The following is a 19,322-nucleotide window of genomic DNA, read 5'->3' as shown; positions in this document are numbered from 1 at the left end:
GGCGCCGCCTTTTTTGTGTTTCGGCAACAAGTCGCCAGCCTCTCCCGGGACTTTGACAAATCGGCTTTGTGAACTATAATTCACGCGTGATCGAAGTTCGGCAGACCTCTATTTTTGCGAATTGGCTAGATGCGCTCCGAGACGCGCAGGCGCGCCAACGCATCGTCGTTCGCATCCGGCGGCTCGAACTCGGTAACCCTGGAGATATCAAGCCGGTCGGTGAAGGTGTCAGCGAAATGCGCATCCCTCATGGCCCCGGCTACAGGCTCTATTTCACCCGATCCGGTGAGACGATCGTCATTCTTTTATGCGGCGGCGACAAGTCATCGCAGGCAAGGGACATCGCAATCGCCCGGCAATTGGCTAAGGAGATTTGAATGCCCTTGGAAACCACCCGCTTTGACATCCAGGACCATTTGACCACACCGGCCGACCGCATGCTCTATCTCGAAGCCGCTTTCGAGGACGGTGATCCGGCGCTCATCACCCAGGCCCTCGGCGACGTTGCCCGTGCTGCCGGCATGACGTCTGTCGCCAAAGAAGCGGGCGTGACCCGGGAAGCACTCTATAAATCACTGAGCGAAGCCGGTGATCCGCGCTTGTCGACCTTTCTCGGCGTGATCAAGGCGCTAGGATTGAAGGTGTCGATCTCGACGGATCAGAATGCGGCTTAGGATCGGCGGGTAACGGGTGAAAGAGGATAGCTGGCGTTTTTCCGACCCTCCCGCAGGCATAGTCAGCGCAAATAGTCGGGGAGACGATCCGGCAGCCTTTTTTGCTCTCCACCCGTTGCAATGCGTAAGGCTGTCGGTGACATTCACCTTTGAGTAACTCAGGCTTTGAAGACTATGGCTGGCCATCATTTATTCGCAGAACTGCGGCTGAAACTGCGTGGCTCGAAGACGAACTGAATGCGAAGGACACCGGCTTGGCCAGCAAATCCATCGACCATGCTTTCACCGCGACCTCCCCCACCTCGGCCGCCAGCGACCCGACCTTCGCCGGCGCCCTTTCCTTCATGCGCCGGCGTTTCAGCAAGGACCCGACGGGCGTTGATGCCGTCGTCTGGGGCATTCCGTTCGATGCGGCAACCTCGAACCGCCCCGGCGCCCGCTTCGGGCCGCAGGCGATCCGGCGAGCTTCGGCGATCTTTGACAACGATCCACAATATCCGTTCGCCCGCGACCTTTTTGCCGAAATGGCTGTCATCGACTACGGCGACTGCCTGCTCGACTATGGCAACCACGCCGCCACGCCTGCTGCGATCGAACGCCAGGCCAACACGCTGCTCGACAGCGGTGCCTTCCTGCTGACACTCGGCGGCGATCACTTCATCACCTGGCCGTTGCTGAAAGCCCATGTCGCGCGGCACGGGCCGCTGGCAATGGTGCAATTCGACGCCCATCAGGACACCTGGACCGACGAGGCCGGGCGCATCGACCATGGTTCCTTTGTCGGGCGTGCGGTGCGCGACGGGTTGATCGATGCCTCCCGCTCGATCCAGATCGGCATCCGCACCCAGGCGCCGGAGGATTGCGGCATAGAGATGATCCATGGCTACGAAGTAGAGGACATGACAGCATCCGACATCGCCGCCCGGATCCTCGCCCGCACCGCGGGTGCGCCGGCCTATCTCACCTTCGACATCGACTGCCTCGATCCTGCCTATGCACCCGGTACCGGAACGCCTGTCGCCGGGGGCCCGTCGAGCGCCAAAATACTATCGGTGTTGCAGCGGTTGTCATCGCTCGATATCCGGGGCGCGGATGTTGTCGAGGTGGCGCCAGCCTACGACCACGCCGATATCACCGCCATTGCGGGCGCCACGGTGGCAATGTATATGCTCGGATTGTATGCCGGGCGACTGGCGACAAACCGCTGAGGCGGTTGTTATCATTCTGAATCAAGTTGATGGCATATTGATTCCGTAAATCACGCGAACCCTTTGAAAGTGCAGGACGATCATGGCACCGAAAATCTTCATTGATGGCGAACACGGCACCACGGGCCTGCAGATCCGCACGCGCATGGCCGATCGCCGCGATGTCGAATTGCTGTCGATCCCGGAAGCACAGAGGCGCGATGCGGCAATTCGCGAAGATATGCTGAACAGCGCCGACATCGCTATTCTCTGCCTGCCGGACGATGCCTCCCGCGAAGCGGTGGCCATGGTGTCCGGCAACAACAATGTCCGCATCATCGACACCTCGACGGCTCACCGTATCGATCCGAACTGGGCCTACGGCTTTGCCGAGATGGCCAAGGGCCAGGACGCCAAGATCGCGGCGGCGCGTCTCGTCGCCAATCCCGGCTGCTACCCTACCGGTGCCATCGCGCTGATAAGGCCGCTGAGAGCTGCCAGCATGCTGCCTGATGGCTATCCCGTTACCGTCAATGCGGTCTCCGGCTATACCGGCGGTGGCAAGCAGATGATCGCCCAGATGGAAGACCCGAGCCGGCCTGACTCGATCTCCTCGCCGCACTTCCTGTATGGCCTGCCGCTCAATCACAAGCATGTGCCTGAAATGACCACCCATGGCCTGCTCGACCGCGCACCGCTCTTCTCGCCGTCGGTCGGCAAGTTTCCGCAGGGCATGATCGTCCAGGTCCCGTTGCATCTGGATGCCTTGGCGCAAGGAACGACGCTGGAAACAATCCACGCGGCGCTCACGGATTACTACGCCGGACAGGATATCGTCGAGGTGGTGTCGCTTGATGCCAGCCGCGCCCAGCCCCGCGTCGATGCGGTCGAACTGGCCGGCAAGGATACGATGAAGCTATTTGTGTTCGGGACGCCGGGTGGCAGCCAGGTCAATCTGGTGGCGCTGCTCGACAATCTCGGCAAGGGCGCTTCAGGTGCTGCCGTGCAGAACATGGACCTGATGCTGTCCGCCTGAAATCCCGGGAGTAAGCCAAGCAATGTCTTTGGATGCGCTGCGGGCGGCCGTTGACGCCTGGTTTATCGCATCCCTGCCTGCACATGGTCTGGTGGCGCTTGTCGCCATCGCACTTGTTGCTGGTCTTGCGCGTGGATTTTCGGGCTTTGGCGCGGCGTTGATCCTCATTCCGCTCGGTGGTGCACTGATTGGCCCAAGGTTGATCTCACCGGTGCTGCTGGTCGTCGATGGGCTGGCGACGCTCGGAATGGTGCGTCCGGCGTTTCATCTGGCGAACCGGCGCGAGGTCGTGACGATGGCGGTAGGCGCTATCATCGGGGTGCCGCTCGGCACTGCCATACTCGCGCTGATGGATCCGCTGCTGCTGCGCTGGCTGATCACTGCCATCGCCGCCTGCCTGCTGACGCTGCTGGTATCCGGCTGGCGCTACCACGGCGAGCCGACGCGGCCGTTGACGGCGGCGGTCGGTTTCATTGCCGGGTTGTTCAGTGGTGCGGCCCAGCTTGGCGGGCCGCCGGTCGTCGCCTTCTGGCTCGGTGGCAAGAGCAACTTTACCCGCGTCCGTTCCAACATCATCCTGTACTTCTCGATCTCGACCATTCTCAGCGTCGTCAGCTACTATACCAGCGGCCTGTTCGTGGCGCAGGTGTTCGCGCTGACGGTTGTGATCCTGCCGAGCTATGTGCTCGGGCTTTACGGTGGAACGAGGCTCTTCGGCCTCGCCCGCGAAAGCACCTTCCGATGGATCTGCTATGCGCTGATCGGCACCTCCGCCGTGCTCGGCATGCCGGCGCTGGATGGCATCTTCCACTAGACTGTAAGCCCCACGGACCTCAGGTCCAACGTTTCTTGTAACCGTTTATTGCGGTGCACAGACGGGAAGCGGCTTCCCGGGCTTCGGGGGATTGTCGGCCTTGTACTTGGCGATCACTGGCTCGAGAGTTGTCTTTGACCAGAATTTCGGGGTGCCTATCTTCTGCAGGCATTGATCGTTCCAGTACAGCCCCGCTTGCGACAGCGATGCATGGGACGCAGCAGCCTTGGCAACGGCTGATATATCCGATGATTCCGGATAGATATAAAGCGTCGTCGGGTTGTCCTTGACCATGGAGATGACCTGGTTGGCATCCGTCGGCGACCAGCTGGTGCAGCCATTGCTGCGGCCGCCGGCGTAGTTGACCAGATTGCCGAACGGCACATAGCCGTCCTTGTTGGCGTAGGGACTCGCCGGGGCCTTCATCATGCACATGGCGGCCACCTTCGCGGCTGCGTGACCGCCGATAACGCGGGCGCGCGCATTCGCCGTGTCCCCCTCGCCGTCGAACTGGAGGAAGGATCGCATGAAGACAGCGTCCTTGACGCCCGATGACTTGTAATACCCTTTGAAGGACGTCTTCACCTCGCTGGTGACATAGGAGCCACCCGTCGTCAGGTTGGAGTCCATGGCGTTGCCGAAATTGCGGGCACATTCCCGGCCGTTGGAGAAATCGACGACGCCTGGAAGCTTCGTACCGCTGCCGTGGCCGGCTGCTATCGCGCGAAACGACTGGCTGGCCTCGCAGATGATGTAGAAGCGGCCACCCGAAGTTTCGCTGCCGGGATCGTTCGGCTTGGTGGCATCCATCGCAAAATAGCAGGGGTTCCGGACCCTGCCTTCGCTGACGCGCTGCTGGTAGAGAGCACGGGCGCGCTTCAGGACAGGCCGCGCAATCTGGCCAGGTCCGAGCCCGACATGGGCATCGAGCCAGGATGGAAAGGAGCCCGACTGCTGCACGGCAGAGGCTGGTGCGGCGCTGCCGAGGAGCGCCGCAATGCTGAAGACGCCAATGGTCTGGCCGATGGTCCGAAAGGTCGAAGGCAACCGCACGTACTAAGCACTCCTAGAGAATCAGGGCTCGCCCTAGCATGCAGCAAGCCGTCAAACACAGTCGATAGAGCGATTCGGAGCATATTTCGTAAACAGGCGAGTCAATCCTTCGTGAGCCGACGGTTTCTGCGGGCATCTTGCTTCATTAAAGGGCATCCCTGTAGAGGAAGCAGACTGCATCGCTCATTCGAACAAATCGAGCGAGATGCTGTCGCTGATGCGCGACGAGATCTTGTGGCGGCTGGCCATGATCTCGGCGCGGATCAGGCCTTGCGGATCGTAGAGATCGGTTGCCCGCTCGATCAGCCAGACGCGTCGATGCGTCTCCAGAGCTGCCCTAACCTTTTGACGATCCTCGGGCATGATTTTCGGCGCGCCGCGATTGCTGACGTAGACGCGTGGCAAGCCGCGCGCTGGAAACGGCGCCGGCAGCACCATCAGATCCGGGAATGGCTGCGTGCGCGCAATGTAATACCGCAGAGGAGCATCGAGTTCGTTCGGGGAGGCTATGACCAGATCGCCGGGCTCGGCATCCGCCGCGATGGATGCGACGAGGCCTCGCCAGTCCTCTGTCTCCAGGTGATAGACTGCGTTGGTCGACATCAGGCACATGCCGATGAACAGCACGGCGGCGACCAGTCGCAGGATTGCCCAGCGGCTTCTGGCCAGCATGCCGATGGCGATCAATCCGAGCACGGTCGGCGCCATCCATTCGAACAGGCGGTCGATGTAGACAGGCTTTATGAAATAGCTGATCGCCAGCATTGTCGCCCAGGGCAGGAGCACCACGACCAAGATGAGCGCTGCCAGTGGCCGCTGATTGCGCCAGACCGACGCCATACCGGCGAAGAACAGCAGCACGGCGGGAATGAAGGGCAGATAGCCGCCTGCGATCAGGAACCAGGCGGTCAAGAGATCCCAGGGCGAGAAGGTGATCCAGAAGGCAAGCGATGCCATGCCAGAATTTTGCCGGATGAACATCGACAGGAAGGGCGACCACAGCAGGAGTGCCAGGATGCCCGGCAAGGCGACAGCCAGAGCCTGCCCTGCCCGGCGACCAGGAATGAAGACAAGCAACGACGTTATCAGCCCGACCCATATCCCGAGGGCGACCAGGATACCGGTGTCGTGAAGCCACATCGTTGCGGCCGTGGAGAGCCCCAGAGCTGCCATCGGTGGCACGAGAGGGCTCATCAGAAAAAACTGTTCAGCCCCGGCCCGCAGCCGCTGAAGCAGGATCAGCGCCGAGAGAATGGCAATGGATGCTGCAAACGTTTCCAGCGCATAGGGTCGCGCCTGCTGCGCATAATAGATGCTGCCCGCGTTGATCGCCAGCAGCAGCGCTGCCAGAAGTGCAACCCGGTCGCCACGTGGACCGGCATTGAGGACGCGACCGGCTCCTGCAACCAGCAGGATGGTGGCGACGCTTGCCAGTACCGAAGGCATGCGAAGGGCGGCCTCCGAGTTGCCGAACAGCGTCGTCCAGCCCTTGAGTAGGGTATAGTACATCGGCGGATGGGTTTCGTAGAGCGGCACGTCGGTCCACAGCGCACGCAGCGGCTGGGCGGCAAACCATGCAGTATAGGCCTCATCCAGCCACAGCGACCGCGTAGCCAGGTTGGGCAGCCGCAACGCAAGGCCGAGCAGGGTTATCGCGACGCAGGCAATCCAGAATATGCGGGTGCCGAGGGGCGCATCCCTGTCGAGCAATCCCATCGGCGACACCCCAATCCGGCCCCGCGCCCGGCCGGCATCCGCGCGTCCCTCAGACATGGTCCTGGTGCGCCGTAGCAAGTGGCAGTTCCGAGGGTACGACCTCATGCCGACGCTTGACGAGGTAGATGGGCCGGCGCTTCGACTCGAGATAGATGCGACCGATATATTCCCCGAGCGTCCCGATGCCGATCAACTGTATGCCGCCGAGGAGGAGGATTGCGGTCGCCAGCGATGCATAGCCTGGTACGTCGACGCCCTCGATCAAGGTTCGGAGAATGAGGAAGGCGGCGCGACCGATGGCGACCAGCGCGACGGCGACCCCGAGATAGGTCCAGATACGCATCGGTAACGTGCTGAAGCTCGTAATGCCCTCGAGGGCGAAATTCCACAGGCGCCAGCCGGCGAATTTGCTCTGACCGGCGACGCGCGCCTCGCGGGTGTAATCGACGATTGCCGTCTCATAGCCGACCCAAGCAAACAGGCCCTTCATGAAGCGATGCGATTCCGGCAATTGCTTCACGGCTTCGACGACCTCACGCGTCATCAGCCGGAAGTCACCGACGTTTTCCGGAATCTGCACATCCGAGACGGCGTTGTGGAGGCGATAGAACCAGGATGCCGTCAGCCGCTTGGCAGCGCCGTCCGAGCGGCGATCCGTGCGACGGGCGAGCACGACGTCATATCCTTCACGCCAGCGCTCTACCAGCCTTGCGATCAGTTCGGGCGGATCCTGCAGGTCGGCATCGAAGGGAACGACGACATCGCCACGGCTTTCGTCGATGGCAGCCGAGAGGGCGGCCTCCTTGCCAAAATTTCGGGTGAGATCGATGACGCGAATGCGACGGTCGCGTCGGGCAGCAGCCAAGAGCAGGCGCAGGGTGTCGTCTCGGCTACCATCGTTGATACAAACGATCTCGAAGCGCAGCGCAGGAATGGCCTCCAGACCCGGGACAACGGCGGCAAAGAAAGCCGCAACAGTCTCTTCCTCATTGTAGAAAGGCACCGCCAGAGACAGCATAGGCATTTTGCCGCCGCTGTTTTCGTCTTGTAGCTGCCAGTTCATCTGCATCCCATCGCTTTTGCGCAGAATGCAACTATTTGCCGATTCGGCCAATGACTTCGCGTGGCATGATCGCCGGCAGCGTCAGGCGCCAACGACCACCGTGGTGTCGCGCGAATATTCGCCGTAGAAACCCCGCCAGTTGGCCACAGCAAACCCGAACACGACAAGGGCACCGCCCTGGTGCGCGAGAGCCAGATGCAGAGGCACCTGCATCAGCAGCGTGGCGATGCCGAGCCCTGCCTGGCAAAGCACCAGAAACGCCAGCACCACGGCGCGGCGGGTATGGGTGCTGCCGGGTGTAACACGCAGGCAGACGATCATGTTGACCAGCACCACGGCAGTCAGCGCGTAGGCCCCGAGACGATGGACATATTGCACAAGCTTCGGGTTCTCGAAGAAATTGATCCACCACGGGTTCTGCACGAACAGGTCGCCGGGGACGACGGCGCCGTCCATCAACGGCCAGGTGTTGTAGCTGAGGCCGGCATGCAAGCCTGCGACCAGCGCACCGAGGTAGATCTGGAACAAGGCCATCAGGGCAATGAGACCGGCAATCCGGCCGGAATGGCTACTCGGAGGCGCGTCGTCCGAATGCGGGGTCAGCGCCCGCATCACCCACATACAGGCGGCAAAGATCAGGCAGGCGGTGACAAGATGCGTGGCAAGCCGGTACTGGCTGACATCGGTGCGGGCTTCAAGGCCCGACGACACCATCCACCAGCCGATGGCGCCCTGCAGGCCGCCAAGCGCAAAGATGCCGACAAGGGGCAGCCGCAGGCTTTTCTCGATGCGGCCAGTCGCCCAGAAGAAGATCAGCGGCACGGCGAAGATGACGCCCATTGCGCGCGCGAGCAACCGGTGCGCCCATTCCCACCAGAAGATGCTCTTGAAATCATCGACCGTGATGTCGCTGTTCAGCAGCTTGAATTGCGGGATCTGCTTGTAGCGATCGAACTCATCCTGCCACTCTGCGGCATTCAGCGGCGGGATGACGCCGTGGATCGGCTTCCACTCGGTGATCGACAGCCCGGATTGGGTCAGCCGCGTCGCGCCGCCGACCAGAACCAGACAGAACAGCGACAGCAGCACGAAGCCGAGCCAGATGCGGACGGCACGGCGATTGCGGTCCTGGCGTGCGACCTCGCCGCGAACGGCCTGTTCGGTGGAAAAATGTGCAACAGCCATGGTGGGCTCCTTCAATCTGCCTGTTGATTTGCCCCAGCGCGCGGTGCAAAACAAGGGCTGCGCCTTTGCGGCATGGGGTCGCAACTCCCCGTCCCCGCAATCGACTGCCGAGGAGAGTGCCATCATGCCCATCCGCCTGCGCAAATTCATTGGCACCATCCTGTTGATCGTGCTGGTGCTTGGTTATGCTCTGCTGGCGACGACCGTGGCAGTCAATGCGCTCGGAGCCTCGCCCTGGTGGGTGCACCTCACCTACTTTTTCCTCACCGGCCTATTGTGGATCCTGCCGGCAATGGGATTGATCAAATGGATGTCTGGACCGAAGCAGGGATAGCTGCCTGCCGCGTTAACCGCCGGATAAGCATGATCGCCGGAAGACACCGGCCAAACACGCGCTTAAACCGAAAATAGACGGCCTCGCCTCTAGCGTGCGCCTGCAGAAACAGGCGCGGAGGCCAAAAGTGCGGACGGCGACAGGCGAAACCGGAACATTGGCCGATGGCGAAACCGGCGTCGTGGTGCAGCCTCGACCAGCATCGCCGTTGCAAGCCGGCAGCGGCTCGTTGACGATCACCGTCAGCGACAACATGGTGCCTCTGGAACCGGAATGGCGTCGGTTAGAGCGAGACAGGCTGAGCTCCCTGCACCAGAGTTTCGGGTGGTGCACGGCCTGGGTCGAGACTTATCGGCCGACGCTTGCCATCCTGCGCGCAAGCATCGGCTCCGAAGTGGCTTTCATTCTGCCGCTGGAAATCGTCCGCAGCCATGGCGTCAGAACCGCGCGCTTCATCGGCGCTCCACGCAGCAACATCAATACCGGCTTGTTTTCCGCGAAATTTCTTGCCGACGTCACAACCCTTTCGGCAGATGTTCAGGCGGCCATCGCTGTCGCGTTGCGCGGGTACGCCGATCTGCTGTTGCTGTCGAACCTGCCGCTGGAGTGGCGCGGTCGTGTCAGCCCGCTCGCCTCGCTACCCTCCGTCGAAAACCAGAACCGCGCCTTCCAGCTGCCTCTGCTGGGCTCATTCGAGGAAACGCTCAGCCAGGTCAATGCGAAAAGGCGTCGCAAGAAGCATCGGTCCCAGACAAAGTTACTGAATGAAATCGGTGGTTTCGAGCATGTCGTCGCGACGACGCCGGAGGAAAAGCGGCGGATGCTCGATCTTTTCCTGCAGCAAAAAGCAGAACGGTTCAGAGCGGCCGGGCTGCCGGATGTCTTCCAGGGGAGCGACGCCCGCGACTTCCTGCTACGCTTGCTCGCGACGAAAAATATCGAGGGCGACAGCATCGCGCTCGAATTGCACGCCATCAGGCTGAAGGGACGGCATGACGGTCATCTGCCGGCCATTGCAGCCCTTTCGCGCAAGGGAGACCACGTCATCTGCCAGTTTGCCTCAATCGACGAGAGCGTGGTCCCGGAGGCCAGCCCCGGCGAACTGCTGTTCTGGGTGATGATCGAGAAGTGCCGGGAATCCGGCATTGCGCTGTTCGACTTCGGCATCGGCGACCAGCTCTACAAGCGCTCGTGGTGCCCGGTGCAGACGGTGCAGCACGATATCCTGCTGCCGGTCTCGCCACTCGGGAGGGTCGCCGCCTTCGGGCAGAGAAGTCTGACGCGGGCAAAGGCGCTGATCAAGGGTAACCCACGCCTGTACAGTGCCATCCAGAAACTGAGGGCTCGCCGCCAGCAGGCGGCAACGCTGGACGGAGCCTGAAGCAAGCCTCAGGCGGCGGTGCGGTGCCGGTCCTCGTCACCGTCGCTGCCGGACATCAGCACGAGATGCTCGTAGCCGGCCTGCTGGAAATCATGCATGACGGCGACGAACTTCGCCTCATCCGGCACGGGCATGGAAAGGATGATCTCGACATCCTTGCTGCGCGTCAATTTCGCAATCCCGTCGACGTTGACCGCACCGCATTCGACCAGCACCAGATCATAGGCCGACACGAGTGCTTCGAGGATCAGCGAAAGCCGGTCGGCTCCGCGCATGGCGCTTGCAAGATCGCTTGCTCCGAGCGGCACCAGATGGGCGTCCGACAGGCGGTCGGGATGGATGGTATCGGCAAACGCTGCTTCACCACACAAAAGGTCGGTCACGCCGGGAAGTCCCGGCTTGTCGGCCATCAGGCGCGTCGGGCAGGCTGTGCCGGTCATGTCGACCAGGACCACGCGGCGGCCGCTGTCGGCGATGGTGCGGGCCAGCATGACGGTGGCAGTCGAACCTGCGTCACCATCCGGCGAGACGGCGATTGCCATCGGCACCTTGGCATCGATGAAGTATTCGGCGACCGATGGGATCGAGAAGTCCTCCACCGCCTCGACAGTGGCGGCAGGCAGCGCTTCAGGCTCAGCGACGACAGCCGCTGCCGGGGGCTGCATAATTGTCTCCGGCTGTACGGCAGCTCGTTCGGGCGCCTGCACCCTGCGCGTTGCCGACAGCAGGCTTGCGGACACTACCGCACGGCGGAGCGGCGCGGCTGTCGCACTTGGCCGGCCATCGTCTTCGAACATGGTCGCACGCCGCGCACCGTCATTGGGCAAGCCCACCGGCCGCAGGGCGCGACCGCTGAACAGCTCCATGAGCATTATGACAATGGCACTGAGCACGAAGGCTGCAACCGCGGCGATGACCACGATCGGCCCGACCTTGGGGAAGTAGGGGTCAACCGGCTCGACCGCACTCGACACGATCCGGGCATCGGCAGGGCTGGAATTCTTGTCGGAACGGGAGGCAGCTTCGCGGTAGCGGGCGAGATAGGTCTCGAGCAGCTGCCGCTCGGCGGTTGCCTCACGCTCAAGCGCATTGAGGCCGACGGTGTCTTCGCCGGCACGGGCGCTGTCCGCCTTCAGGAGCTTCGACTGCGCCAACAGCTGCTGCTCGCGCATCGCGGCGATCTTTGCCTCGTTGTCGATGCCGGTCAGGATCTTGCGGGTCTCGCGGGTGATCTGCGAGCGGATGTCGGCCAGCTGGGCGCGCAGGCTCTTCAGCCGCGGGTGACCGTCCATCAGCGTCGTCGAAAGGTCCGAGATCTGCGATTCGAGGCTGGACTCGGTCGTCTTCAGACGCTGCATGGTCTGCGAGCCGCTGACGTCGTTCAGCGTGTCGGTGGGGCCGCCGGAGGCCAGGGCGTTACGCACGGCCTGGGCGCGGGCATCGGCATTCGCCTTTTCGCCGCGCACCTGGGCAAGCTGCGTCGAGATGTCGGTCAGTTGCTGGTTGGAAAAGCTGGTGGTGTCGTTGGTCTGCAGCAGGCCATTGGCACTGCGGTAATCGGCAACCTTCTTTTCGGCTTCCGCCACCTTGATGCGCAGGTTGGCGATCTCCGGCTCCAGCCAGCGGGTTGCCTCGGCATTGGAATCGAGCTTGGCGCCGCTCTGCATCGACAGATAGACCGATGCCATAGCGTTCGGAACGCTCTCGGCGAGCTTCGGATCCCGCGAGGTGAACTGGATGCCGATGACACGCGACGTGTTGATCTGGTAGACCTGCAGCCGCTCGGTGAAGGCATCGAGGATGCGCTCCTCGGGTGCCTTGTCGGATGAAGGCTTCTTCAGATGCAGGGTGACCAGCAGACCGGCCAGCGCCGACGACCGCGCACTGTCCTCGAACTCCGGCAGGTCGTAGAGCTTCAGCTGGGTAATCACCTGCTTGATAAGGTCGGCCGACTGCAGGATCTGCACCTGGCTGGCGATATTGAGTTCATCGAGCAGAGACGCATCGTTGCTGCCGGCGCTTGCCTGGTTGCTCGTGGTGGCAAAAGCCGCAGCGCGCGGCTCGATCAGCACCCTCGTCTCGCTGCGATATTCGGGCGAGACGACCTTGGCGATTACGAAGGCGACAAGAGCAGCGGCAGTGACGATCAGCACCACGCGCAGCCGCCGACGCCATACGGCCCGGAAAAGCTGGCTCAAATCAATGTCGACATCCTGCTGGCTGCTGTTTACGCCGGGCATACCGCACTCCGATACTCGTTTGGCGGCAACCGTAAACGACTATGGTAACGCAAGGGTTAAGGCCCCTCTTCTGCTGAACCGGCCCATTATGCGCAATTTGTCGTCACGATTTACCGTCTGTTAACCCTAACAGACTGATAACGGGTTCATGATTTTATTCCTTTGTGAGCACGCGGATGTCTTTCGCTAAGCGTAACATCGTCGTCGTCCTGAGCATGGTTGTCCTCGGCACCGCCCTTGGCGGCTGCGTGAGCTATCAGCCGGCGCCGGAGGCGTTCAGCGCCGCGACTATCCAGCCCTACCGGCTCGATAGCGGAGACCGCCTGCGTGTGACCGTCTTCGAGCAGCAGGCTCTCACGAATACCTATACGGTAGATCAGGCCGGTTATATCTCTGTGCCACTGATCGGCCAGGTGACCGCTCGTGGCAAGACGATGCAGCAACTGTCCGGCGAGATCGCGTCGAAGCTGAAGCAGGGCTACCTGCGCGACCCGGACGTCTCCATCGACATCGACCGCTATCGCTCGATCTATGTCATGGGCGAAGTCGGCCAGCCCGGCCAATACTCCTATGTCCCGGGCATGACGATCCAGAACGCGGTCGCAGCCGCTGGCGGCTTTACGCCGCGCGCCTACCAGGGCAATACGGACGTGACCCGCAAGATCAACGGCCACGTGATGACAGGGCGCGTCGGAATTTCCGATGCGGTGCTTGCAGGCGACACCATCTACGTCCGCGAAAGGCTGTTCTGATTATCAATGGCGAAGCCTTTGCGCATTATCCATTGCTTCAGGTCGCCCGTTGGCGGGATCTTCAGGCATGTGCGCGATCTGGCCGAGCAGCACAGCCGGGCCGGCCATCACGTCGGGATCGTCTGCGACAGCCTGACCGGCGGAGCGCATGAGGATGCGCTGTTTGACGAAATAAAGCCGTTCCTGGCACTCGGCCTGACGCGCATGCCGATCCACCGTTCGGTGAGCTTCGCGGACATGCCGGCGATTTGGCGGGGCTACAGGACGATCAAGAGTTTGCGGCCGGACGTGTTGCACGGACATGGCGCCAAGGGCGGCATGCTGGCGCGCGTCATCGGCACAGTGTTGCGGGTGAACAAGTATCGCGTTGCCCGCGTCTATACCGCCCATGGAGGCAGCCTGCATTTTTCAAAGGCGTCTCTCAAGGGACGCGCGGTGTTCACGATGGAACGCCTGCAGGAGCGCCTGACGGACGCGCTGATTTTCATCTGCGATTTCGAGAGACACGCCTACGAGGCCAAGGTCGGCCCTCCCTCCCCCATGTCGAGGCTCGTCTACAACGGCATCAACGAGCGGGATTTCAGGACTGTTCCAACCCGATCGGACTCCGTCGACTTCATCTATATCGGCATGCTTCGGGACCTCAAGGGTCCCGATCTGTTTATAGAGGCCTTTGGGCAGACCGAGAGGCTGGTCGGTCGGCCATTGTCGGCGCTGTTGATCGGCGATGGGCAGGACCGGGACAAATACATGAGGATGATAGTCGCGGGCGGACTTTATCCGCGCGTCGGCATTCTCCCCGCCATGCGCATCGAAGACGCCCTGTCGATGTCGCAGACCGTCGTCGTTCCCTCCCGCGCCGAATCCATGCCCTATATCGTGCTCGAGGCACTGGCCGCCAGCAAGGGCGTCATCGCATCGGCAGTCGGTGGAATTCCCGAGGTGCTGGGCGCAACCAGCGAGGGTCTCGCCAAGGCCGGCAACGTCGCCGACCTTGCGCGCATCATGGCCGCCTCGATCACGGAACCGGATTGGCGTATCCGCGCCATGCCCGGTCTTGAAATGATACACAAAAGATTTTCGGCGCCCGTTATGGCCGGCGAAGTTCTGAAGCTGTATACAGATATACTGGATCTAGAGGCCAGTTCCTAAAATTTAACCTACCTTACTAAGCCATCCTTAGGGGCCTTTCGATAGAAATTGATACGTCAGTGAGACGGATCGAGAGCGATGACGAATATCGAAAAGCCTGATGACTTCGACCTCGACAAAATTCGCAAGAGCGTCTCGGAAATCCGTGCCCGCAGTCCCGACGAAAAGGTCGAGGCCGAGGGCACCGTCAAGCTCAATCCGTTTGCGCGGCAGATCGCCGAGCAGTTTCGCGAAGGCAATTACACGCCGTCGATCATCATCGGCCAGTTCATGCTGTTCGAGTTCGTGTCGTTGCTGGCGCTGGGACTACTGCTGCTTTACCTGCGTTTCGGCAGTCCGACCTATGAAGCGCTGATCCAGGTCCCAATCACGGTGCTTGTCGCCGGGATCAATATTCTCTCGCTGCAAGTTTTCGACACCTACCAGATACCGGTGCTGCGCGCGCCGACGCGCCATCTCCGCCGCATTGTTCTCGGTTGGGCACTGCCGTTCGTCGCAATGCCGCTGTTTGCGATTGCACTGAAGATGCTGCCGACCTTCCCGCCGCGGCTGATCATGAGCTGGTGCCTGATCGGCATGGCGTTCCTGTTTGCGGAGCGGCTGCTGTTTGCCTGGGGCATTCGCCGCTGGGCGCGCAACGGCATCATGGAACGTCGCGCGGTCATCGTCGGCGGAGGTCAACCTGCCAAGGAACTGATCCGGGCGCTGGAGGATCAGGTCGACAACGATATCCGCATCTGCGGCATTTTCGATGACCGGGGAGAAAGACGATCGCCCGTCGTCGTCGCCGGCTATCCGAAACTCGGTACAGTCGCAGAACTCGTGGAATTTGCCCGCGTTACCCGTATCGACATGCTGATCATCGCCCTGCCGATATCTGCCGAGGAGCGTATTCTACAGCTTCTCAAGAAGGTGTGGGTGCTTCCGGTCGATATTCGGCTCGCCGCCCATGCCAACAAGCTGCGCTTCCGGCCGCGCGCCTATTCGCATGTCGGCTCTGTGCCGATGCTCGATATTTTCAACAAACCGATCCCGGACTGGGATTCGGTCGCCAAGCGGGTGTTCGACGTGTTTTTCAGCGTCCTGGCACTGCTGCTGCTCTGGCCGGTAATGGTCGGCGCGGCGATTGCCATTAAGCTAAACTCCAAGGGCCCGGTGTTCTTCATGCAGAAGCGCCACGGCTTCAACAACGAGATCATCAAGATCTTCAAGTTCCGCTCCATGTATACCGACATGAGCGACCCCACCGCCCGCAATGCCGTCACCAAGGGCGATCCGCGCGTTACCAGCGTCGGCCGCTTCATCCGCAAGTCGTCCATCGACGAACTGCCACAGTTGTTCAACGTTCTGCTGGGCACACTTTCGCTGGTCGGCCCACGCCCCCATGCGGTTGCCGCCGCCAGCCATGACCGATCCTATGGCGATGTCGTCGAGGGCTATTTTGCCCGCCACCGCGTCAAGCCCGGCGTTACCGGCTGGGCGCAGATCAACGGCTGGCGCGGCGAGATCGACAATGACGACAAGATCAAATTCCGCACGGCCTACGACCTCTATTACATCGAGAACTGGTCGCTGCTATTCGATCTCAAGATCCTTTTCCTGACACCGATCCGCCTGTTCAACACCGAAAACGCCTATTGAGCCCGATGAGCACGTTCGCCACCCCATCACCGCAGGTCACCCAACCGCAGCTCGCCGCGCTGCGGCTGATCGGCACCGGCTGCGTTGCGTTCGGCGTCTTCCTCTCCGGCTTCGTCGTCGCAGAACCGGCGCCGTACGAACTGTGGCTGGCGATGCTGATCGGCCTATGGTTCATGCTCGGGCTGCGCATCTCGCGCAGCGTGGCGCCTTTGCTCGTGCTGTTTCTGACATTCAACATCGGCGGGATGCTGTCGATGACGCAGATGCGCGATCTCGGCAGCGCCGAAATGGACGCACCGATCTATATCGCCGTTTCCACTTTTCTTGCTCTCAGCGCGGTGTTCTATGCCGCCATCATCGAGCACAACGGCAATGTGCTGAAGCTGATGTTCAAGGTCTGGGTGGCTGCCGCCATCATCACGGCCTTGCTCGGCATTCTCGGCTATTTCCATGCCTTCCCCGGCGCCGGAATGTTCACCCGCTACGACCGGGCGATGGGGGCCTTCCAGGATCCGAATGTCTTCGGCCCCTATCTGGTGGCGCCGACGCTGTATCTCATCCATGGCGTGATCATCGGCGACCTCCGTAAGGCGCCCCTGAAGGCAATCGGACTGACGATCCTCGCACTCGGCATCTTCCTGTCGTTTTCGCGCGCCGCCTGGGGCCTGTTCGCCTTCTCGTCGGTGGCGCTGGTGTTCTTCATGCTGCTCAAGCACCGCAGCAATACGTTTCGCCTGCGCATCCTGGTCATGACGCTGACGGCAATCCTGCTGCTTGGCGCAGCCCTCCTGGTCGCCCTGCAGTTCCACCAGGTCAGCGACCTGTTCTCGACCCGCACCCAACTGGTGCAGGACTATGACGGAGGGCACCTCGGGCGCTTCGAGCGCCATCGTATCGGCTTCCTGCTGTCGATGCAGCGCCCGCTCGGCATCGGGCCGCTGGTGTTTGCGACAATGTTCCGCGAGGACGAACATAATATCTGGCTGAAGACTTTGACGACCTACGGCTGGATCGGTTTCTTCTGCTGGGTGAGCATGATCTGCTGGACCATCTATATCGGCTTCAAGAACGTGTTGAAGGAACGGCCCTGGCAGCCGTTCCTGATGATTGCCTGGATCGTCGTCCTCGGCCACGTCGGCATCGGTAACGTCATCGACACGGATCACTGGCGCCATCTCTACATGCTGATCGGGATCGTTTGGGGCTGCGGTGCGCTCGAAGTTCGCCACCAGCATCGGCTTGCCCGGGGAGAAATCGCGGCATGAACGCCAGCACCGCGACTACGCACCTGTCGATGCTGCAGATCCTCGAGCCCGGCGGCGGCGGCTCCGGCCGGCATTTCCTCGACCTCTGCCGGGCCATGCAACACCGTGGCCACGCCGTGACGGCGATCTATTCACCGGTGCGCGCCGAACAGAAATTTGTCGAGGAACTCGAGGGCATGGGCCTTACCGCCGTGCATTCGGTCGGCATGAAGCGGGCTCTCGGCCCGGCCGACTTCACCGCCTGGCTGGAAATCCGCCGGATAATCGCCACGCATGGCCCATTCGACCTGATCCATGGCCACAGCTCGAAGGCCGGGGCTCTTGCGCGCCTGCGGCTCCCCTGGTCGAAGACGCCGGTGCTCTACACACCGCACGCCTTCCGGACGATGGACCCCTCGCTCGGAGGAAAGCCGCGATTTGTCTTCGGCAGCATCGAGCGGCTTCTCGGCGCGTTCTTTTCCGACCGCGTGATCTGCGTCTCGCGTGACGAATACGATCATGCCGTCTCGATCGGTATTCCGAGACGCCGGCTGCGGGTCGTTTACAACGGCGTCGCCCGACCGCCGGTCGGCGAACGCGAGGCAATTCGCACCCGCTTCGGTATTTCTCCGGACGATATACTTTTCGGCTTCGTCGGCAGGCTTTCCGCCCAGAAGGCGCCGGAACGACTGGTCTCGGCCTTTGCGCAGGTCGCAGAACAGCTGCCTTCCGCCAGGCTGCTGATGATCGGCAGCGGCGAGCTCGAACAGGAGGTCAGACAGCGCATGGCTGCCGCCAATCTCGGAGACCGTGCGCATCTCGACAGCAGCATCCACGGCCCAGTCGCCATCGACGCTTTCGATATCGTCGTCATGCCGAGCCGCTACGAGGCCATGTCATACGTCATGCTGGAAGCAGCATCGGGCGCCAAGCCCCTGATCCTGACCGACGTCGGCGGCGTCAGCACAGTGCTCGAAGACGGGCGCAACGGCATCAGGATTGCCAACAGCGACGATCCGGAAGAGCTGGCAGCCGCGATGCTCAGCGCTGCGGAACCGGAGACCAGGACGATCTTTACCGCCGAGGCGCAGCGCCGCCGCAACCGATACACGCTGTCTGGCATGGCCGACGAAACCGAGGAAATCTATTTCGAATTGCTCGGCCATCGCCTGCCCACCCTCTTGAGAACGCCGGAGAATGCCCTAGAGTTGAAGGCATGATCACAGCAGCACAAATCCGCGCCGCCCGCGCCATGACCGGCCTCTCCCTGCAACAGCTGGCGGACGCCGCCAGGCTCAGCTCAGCCGAGGTCGAAGCCATCGAAACCGGCACTGAACCCGCCAACAGCCACGCTGTCTCGGCCATCCGCGCCGCGCTCGAGGCCAGCGGCATACAGTTTCTCGCCGATGGTAGCCAGGATGGCGGCGGCGCCGGCCTGAGGCTGAAACACACGCATGGCGACGAGGGCACACGCCCCGAAAACCTCAATTCCACCAACGACGACTGAATTTATCCTTTCGACACAATTTCTCCGGCAGCGCAATAAATCCTGCGACGCACGGAACAAAAGCGGCAGTCGCGCATTCTGCCCCCGCATTACGCTCAGGGGGACATCTTGAATCGCAGCAACGGGCTCTATCTCATTATCGGCGCACTGATCGTCGCCGTCATCGGCCTTGGCGCCTATGTCTATCACGAAAAGCAGAAGCCCGAGGGTGTCGAACTCACCATCGGCAAGAACGGCGTTTCAGTCGAACAGAAATGACACGCGGGGGTCGGTCGCCTCTCTCGACGCTACCGACCCCGCACTCCGTTATAACAACGTTCCCTTCTTGGATGACTCACAGTTG

The 19,322-nt window shown here is 61.7% G+C and carries 19 protein-coding genes; 14 read left to right on the top strand and 5 right to left on the bottom strand.

All coding sequences use genetic code 11. The features are described 5' to 3' along the window. The first annotated feature begins 86 nt into the window (after positions 1-86). The 5 genes from PR018_RS04635 to PR018_RS04615 all read left to right on the top strand — a co-directional run bounded on the left by PR018_RS04635 (position 87) and on the right by PR018_RS04615 (position 3,711). Positions 87-377: a type II toxin-antitoxin system RelE/ParE family toxin gene (locus PR018_RS04635; protein WP_142829519.1), complete on the top strand. Its 291-nt coding sequence runs from the start codon at positions 87-89 to the stop codon at positions 375-377. Then, complete coding sequence (locus PR018_RS04630) at positions 378-674, top strand: addiction module antidote protein (protein WP_142829521.1); 297 nt, start codon at positions 378-380, stop codon at positions 672-674. It abuts the gene before it with no gap. Between the two features lie 254 nt (positions 675-928). Next, positions 929-1,882 carry an agmatinase gene (speB, locus tag PR018_RS04625; protein WP_142829522.1) on the top strand — a complete coding sequence of 318 codons (954 nt, stop codon included), beginning with the start codon at positions 929-931 and terminating at the stop codon, positions 1,880-1,882. A gap of 82 nt (positions 1,883-1,964) precedes the next feature. Further along, positions 1,965-2,897, top strand: a complete 933-nt coding sequence (argC, locus tag PR018_RS04620; protein ID WP_142829524.1) for an N-acetyl-gamma-glutamyl-phosphate reductase — start codon at positions 1,965-1,967, stop codon at positions 2,895-2,897. 22 nt (positions 2,898-2,919) lie between these two features. Continuing rightward, entirely contained in the window at positions 2,920-3,711 is a 792-nt protein-coding gene (locus PR018_RS04615; protein WP_142829526.1) for a sulfite exporter TauE/SafE family protein, read from the top strand. A gap of 45 nt (positions 3,712-3,756) precedes the next feature. Here PR018_RS04615 and PR018_RS04610 read toward each other — a convergent pair whose 3' ends face one another. The 4 genes from PR018_RS04610 to PR018_RS04595 form a co-directional block, all read right to left on the bottom strand. Then, the gene (locus tag PR018_RS04610; protein ID WP_374113720.1) at positions 3,757-4,764 is read right to left on the bottom strand and encodes a hypothetical protein; all 1,008 of its coding nucleotides are present in this window, start codon (positions 4,762-4,764) and stop codon (positions 3,757-3,759) included. A 183-nt stretch (positions 4,765-4,947) separates the two neighbouring features. Next, complete coding sequence (locus PR018_RS04605) at positions 4,948-6,537, bottom strand: glycosyltransferase family 39 protein (protein ID WP_161990953.1); 1,590 nt, start codon at positions 6,535-6,537, stop codon at positions 4,948-4,950. Next, complete coding sequence (locus PR018_RS04600; RefSeq protein WP_279621405.1) at positions 6,530-7,543, bottom strand: glycosyltransferase family 2 protein; 1,014 nt, start codon at positions 7,541-7,543, stop codon at positions 6,530-6,532. The genes PR018_RS04605 and PR018_RS04600 overlap by 8 nt, the downstream gene beginning before the upstream one ends. A gap of 81 nt (positions 7,544-7,624) precedes the next feature. Continuing rightward, entirely contained in the window at positions 7,625-8,728 is a 1,104-nt protein-coding gene (locus tag PR018_RS04595; RefSeq protein ID WP_142829532.1) for a COX15/CtaA family protein, read from the bottom strand. A gap of 124 nt (positions 8,729-8,852) precedes the next feature. Between PR018_RS04595 and PR018_RS04590 the strand changes: the two genes are divergently transcribed. Together PR018_RS04590 and PR018_RS04585 are read left to right on the top strand one after the other, a co-directional pair. Then, the gene (locus tag PR018_RS04590) at positions 8,853-9,062 is read left to right on the top strand and encodes a DUF2842 domain-containing protein (protein ID WP_111220799.1); all 210 of its coding nucleotides are present in this window, start codon (positions 8,853-8,855) and stop codon (positions 9,060-9,062) included. A 127-nt stretch (positions 9,063-9,189) separates the two neighbouring features. Further along, positions 9,190-10,443 carry a GNAT family N-acetyltransferase gene (locus PR018_RS04585; protein ID WP_224128260.1) on the top strand — a complete coding sequence of 418 codons (1,254 nt, stop codon included), beginning with the start codon at positions 9,190-9,192 and terminating at the stop codon, positions 10,441-10,443. Positions 10,444-10,451: 8 nt separating this feature from the next. Here the strand turns inward: PR018_RS04585 and PR018_RS04580 are convergent, their stop codons facing one another. Next, the gene (locus PR018_RS04580) at positions 10,452-12,683 is read right to left on the bottom strand and encodes a GumC family protein (RefSeq protein WP_142829534.1); all 2,232 of its coding nucleotides are present in this window, start codon (positions 12,681-12,683) and stop codon (positions 10,452-10,454) included. A gap of 176 nt (positions 12,684-12,859) precedes the next feature. Between PR018_RS04580 and PR018_RS04575 the strand changes: the two genes are divergently transcribed. The 7 genes from PR018_RS04575 (at position 12,860) to PR018_RS04545 (ending at position 19,237) form a co-directional block, all read left to right on the top strand. Further along, the gene (locus PR018_RS04575; RefSeq protein WP_142829536.1) at positions 12,860-13,435 is read left to right on the top strand and encodes a polysaccharide biosynthesis/export family protein; all 576 of its coding nucleotides are present in this window, start codon (positions 12,860-12,862) and stop codon (positions 13,433-13,435) included. 6 nt (positions 13,436-13,441) lie between these two features. Next, complete coding sequence (locus PR018_RS04570) at positions 13,442-14,587, top strand: glycosyltransferase family 4 protein (protein WP_142829538.1); 1,146 nt, start codon at positions 13,442-13,444, stop codon at positions 14,585-14,587. Positions 14,588-14,665: 78 nt separating this feature from the next. Next, entirely contained in the window at positions 14,666-16,228 is a 1,563-nt protein-coding gene (locus PR018_RS04565) for an undecaprenyl-phosphate glucose phosphotransferase (RefSeq protein ID WP_142829540.1), read from the top strand. A gap of 5 nt (positions 16,229-16,233) precedes the next feature. Then, positions 16,234-17,493, top strand: coding sequence for an O-antigen ligase family protein (locus tag PR018_RS04560; RefSeq protein WP_142829542.1), 1,260 nt, complete (start codon positions 16,234-16,236; stop codon positions 17,491-17,493). Then, complete coding sequence (locus PR018_RS04555) at positions 17,490-18,692, top strand: glycosyltransferase family 4 protein (protein ID WP_224128263.1); 1,203 nt, start codon at positions 17,490-17,492, stop codon at positions 18,690-18,692. The genes PR018_RS04560 and PR018_RS04555 overlap by 4 nt, the downstream gene beginning before the upstream one ends. After that, positions 18,689-18,979, top strand: a complete 291-nt coding sequence (locus tag PR018_RS04550; RefSeq protein ID WP_142829543.1) for a helix-turn-helix domain-containing protein — start codon at positions 18,689-18,691, stop codon at positions 18,977-18,979. The genes PR018_RS04555 and PR018_RS04550 overlap by 4 nt, the downstream gene beginning before the upstream one ends. 108 nt (positions 18,980-19,087) lie before the next feature. Further along, positions 19,088-19,237 carry a hypothetical protein gene (locus tag PR018_RS04545; protein WP_162854771.1) on the top strand — a complete coding sequence of 50 codons (150 nt, stop codon included), beginning with the start codon at positions 19,088-19,090 and terminating at the stop codon, positions 19,235-19,237. Positions 19,238-19,322: the final 85 nt, after the last annotated feature.

The sequence above is a fragment of the Rhizobium rhododendri genome (assembly GCF_007000325.2).
GTDB classification, from domain to species: Bacteria; Pseudomonadota; Alphaproteobacteria; order Rhizobiales; family Rhizobiaceae; genus Rhizobium; species Rhizobium rhododendri.
This window is presented reverse-complemented; position numbering and strand designations above follow the sequence as displayed.

What these genes read in the sequence shown, in the direction of transcription:
- PR018_RS04600 (WP_279621405.1), bottom strand. Translation starts at nt 7,543, where the DNA reads ATGAACTGGCAGCTACAAGACGAAAACAGCGGCGGCAAAATGCCTATG.
- PR018_RS04560 (WP_142829542.1), top strand. Translation starts at nt 16,234, where the DNA reads ATGAGCACGTTCGCCACCCCATCACCGCAGGTCACCCAACCGCAGCTC.
- PR018_RS04605 (WP_161990953.1), bottom strand. Translation starts at nt 6,537, where the DNA reads ATGTCTGAGGGACGCGCGGATGCCGGCCGGGCGCGGGGCCGGATTGGG.
- PR018_RS04550 (WP_142829543.1), top strand. Translation starts at nt 18,689, where the DNA reads ATGATCACAGCAGCACAAATCCGCGCCGCCCGCGCCATGACCGGCCTC.
- PR018_RS04590 (WP_111220799.1), top strand. Translation starts at nt 8,853, where the DNA reads ATGCCCATCCGCCTGCGCAAATTCATTGGCACCATCCTGTTGATCGTG.
- PR018_RS04615 (WP_142829526.1), top strand. Translation starts at nt 2,920, where the DNA reads ATGTCTTTGGATGCGCTGCGGGCGGCCGTTGACGCCTGGTTTATCGCA.
- PR018_RS04570 (WP_142829538.1), top strand. Translation starts at nt 13,442, where the DNA reads ATGGCGAAGCCTTTGCGCATTATCCATTGCTTCAGGTCGCCCGTTGGC.
- PR018_RS04565 (WP_142829540.1), top strand. Translation starts at nt 14,666, where the DNA reads ATGACGAATATCGAAAAGCCTGATGACTTCGACCTCGACAAAATTCGC.
- PR018_RS04580 (WP_142829534.1), bottom strand. Translation starts at nt 12,683, where the DNA reads ATGCCCGGCGTAAACAGCAGCCAGCAGGATGTCGACATTGATTTGAGC.
- PR018_RS04555 (WP_224128263.1), top strand. Translation starts at nt 17,490, where the DNA reads ATGAACGCCAGCACCGCGACTACGCACCTGTCGATGCTGCAGATCCTC.
- PR018_RS04630 (WP_142829521.1), top strand. Translation starts at nt 378, where the DNA reads ATGCCCTTGGAAACCACCCGCTTTGACATCCAGGACCATTTGACCACA.
- argC (WP_142829524.1), top strand. Translation starts at nt 1,965, where the DNA reads ATGGCACCGAAAATCTTCATTGATGGCGAACACGGCACCACGGGCCTG.
- PR018_RS04595 (WP_142829532.1), bottom strand. Translation starts at nt 8,728, where the DNA reads ATGGCTGTTGCACATTTTTCCACCGAACAGGCCGTTCGCGGCGAGGTC.
- PR018_RS04575 (WP_142829536.1), top strand. Translation starts at nt 12,860, where the DNA reads ATGTCTTTCGCTAAGCGTAACATCGTCGTCGTCCTGAGCATGGTTGTC.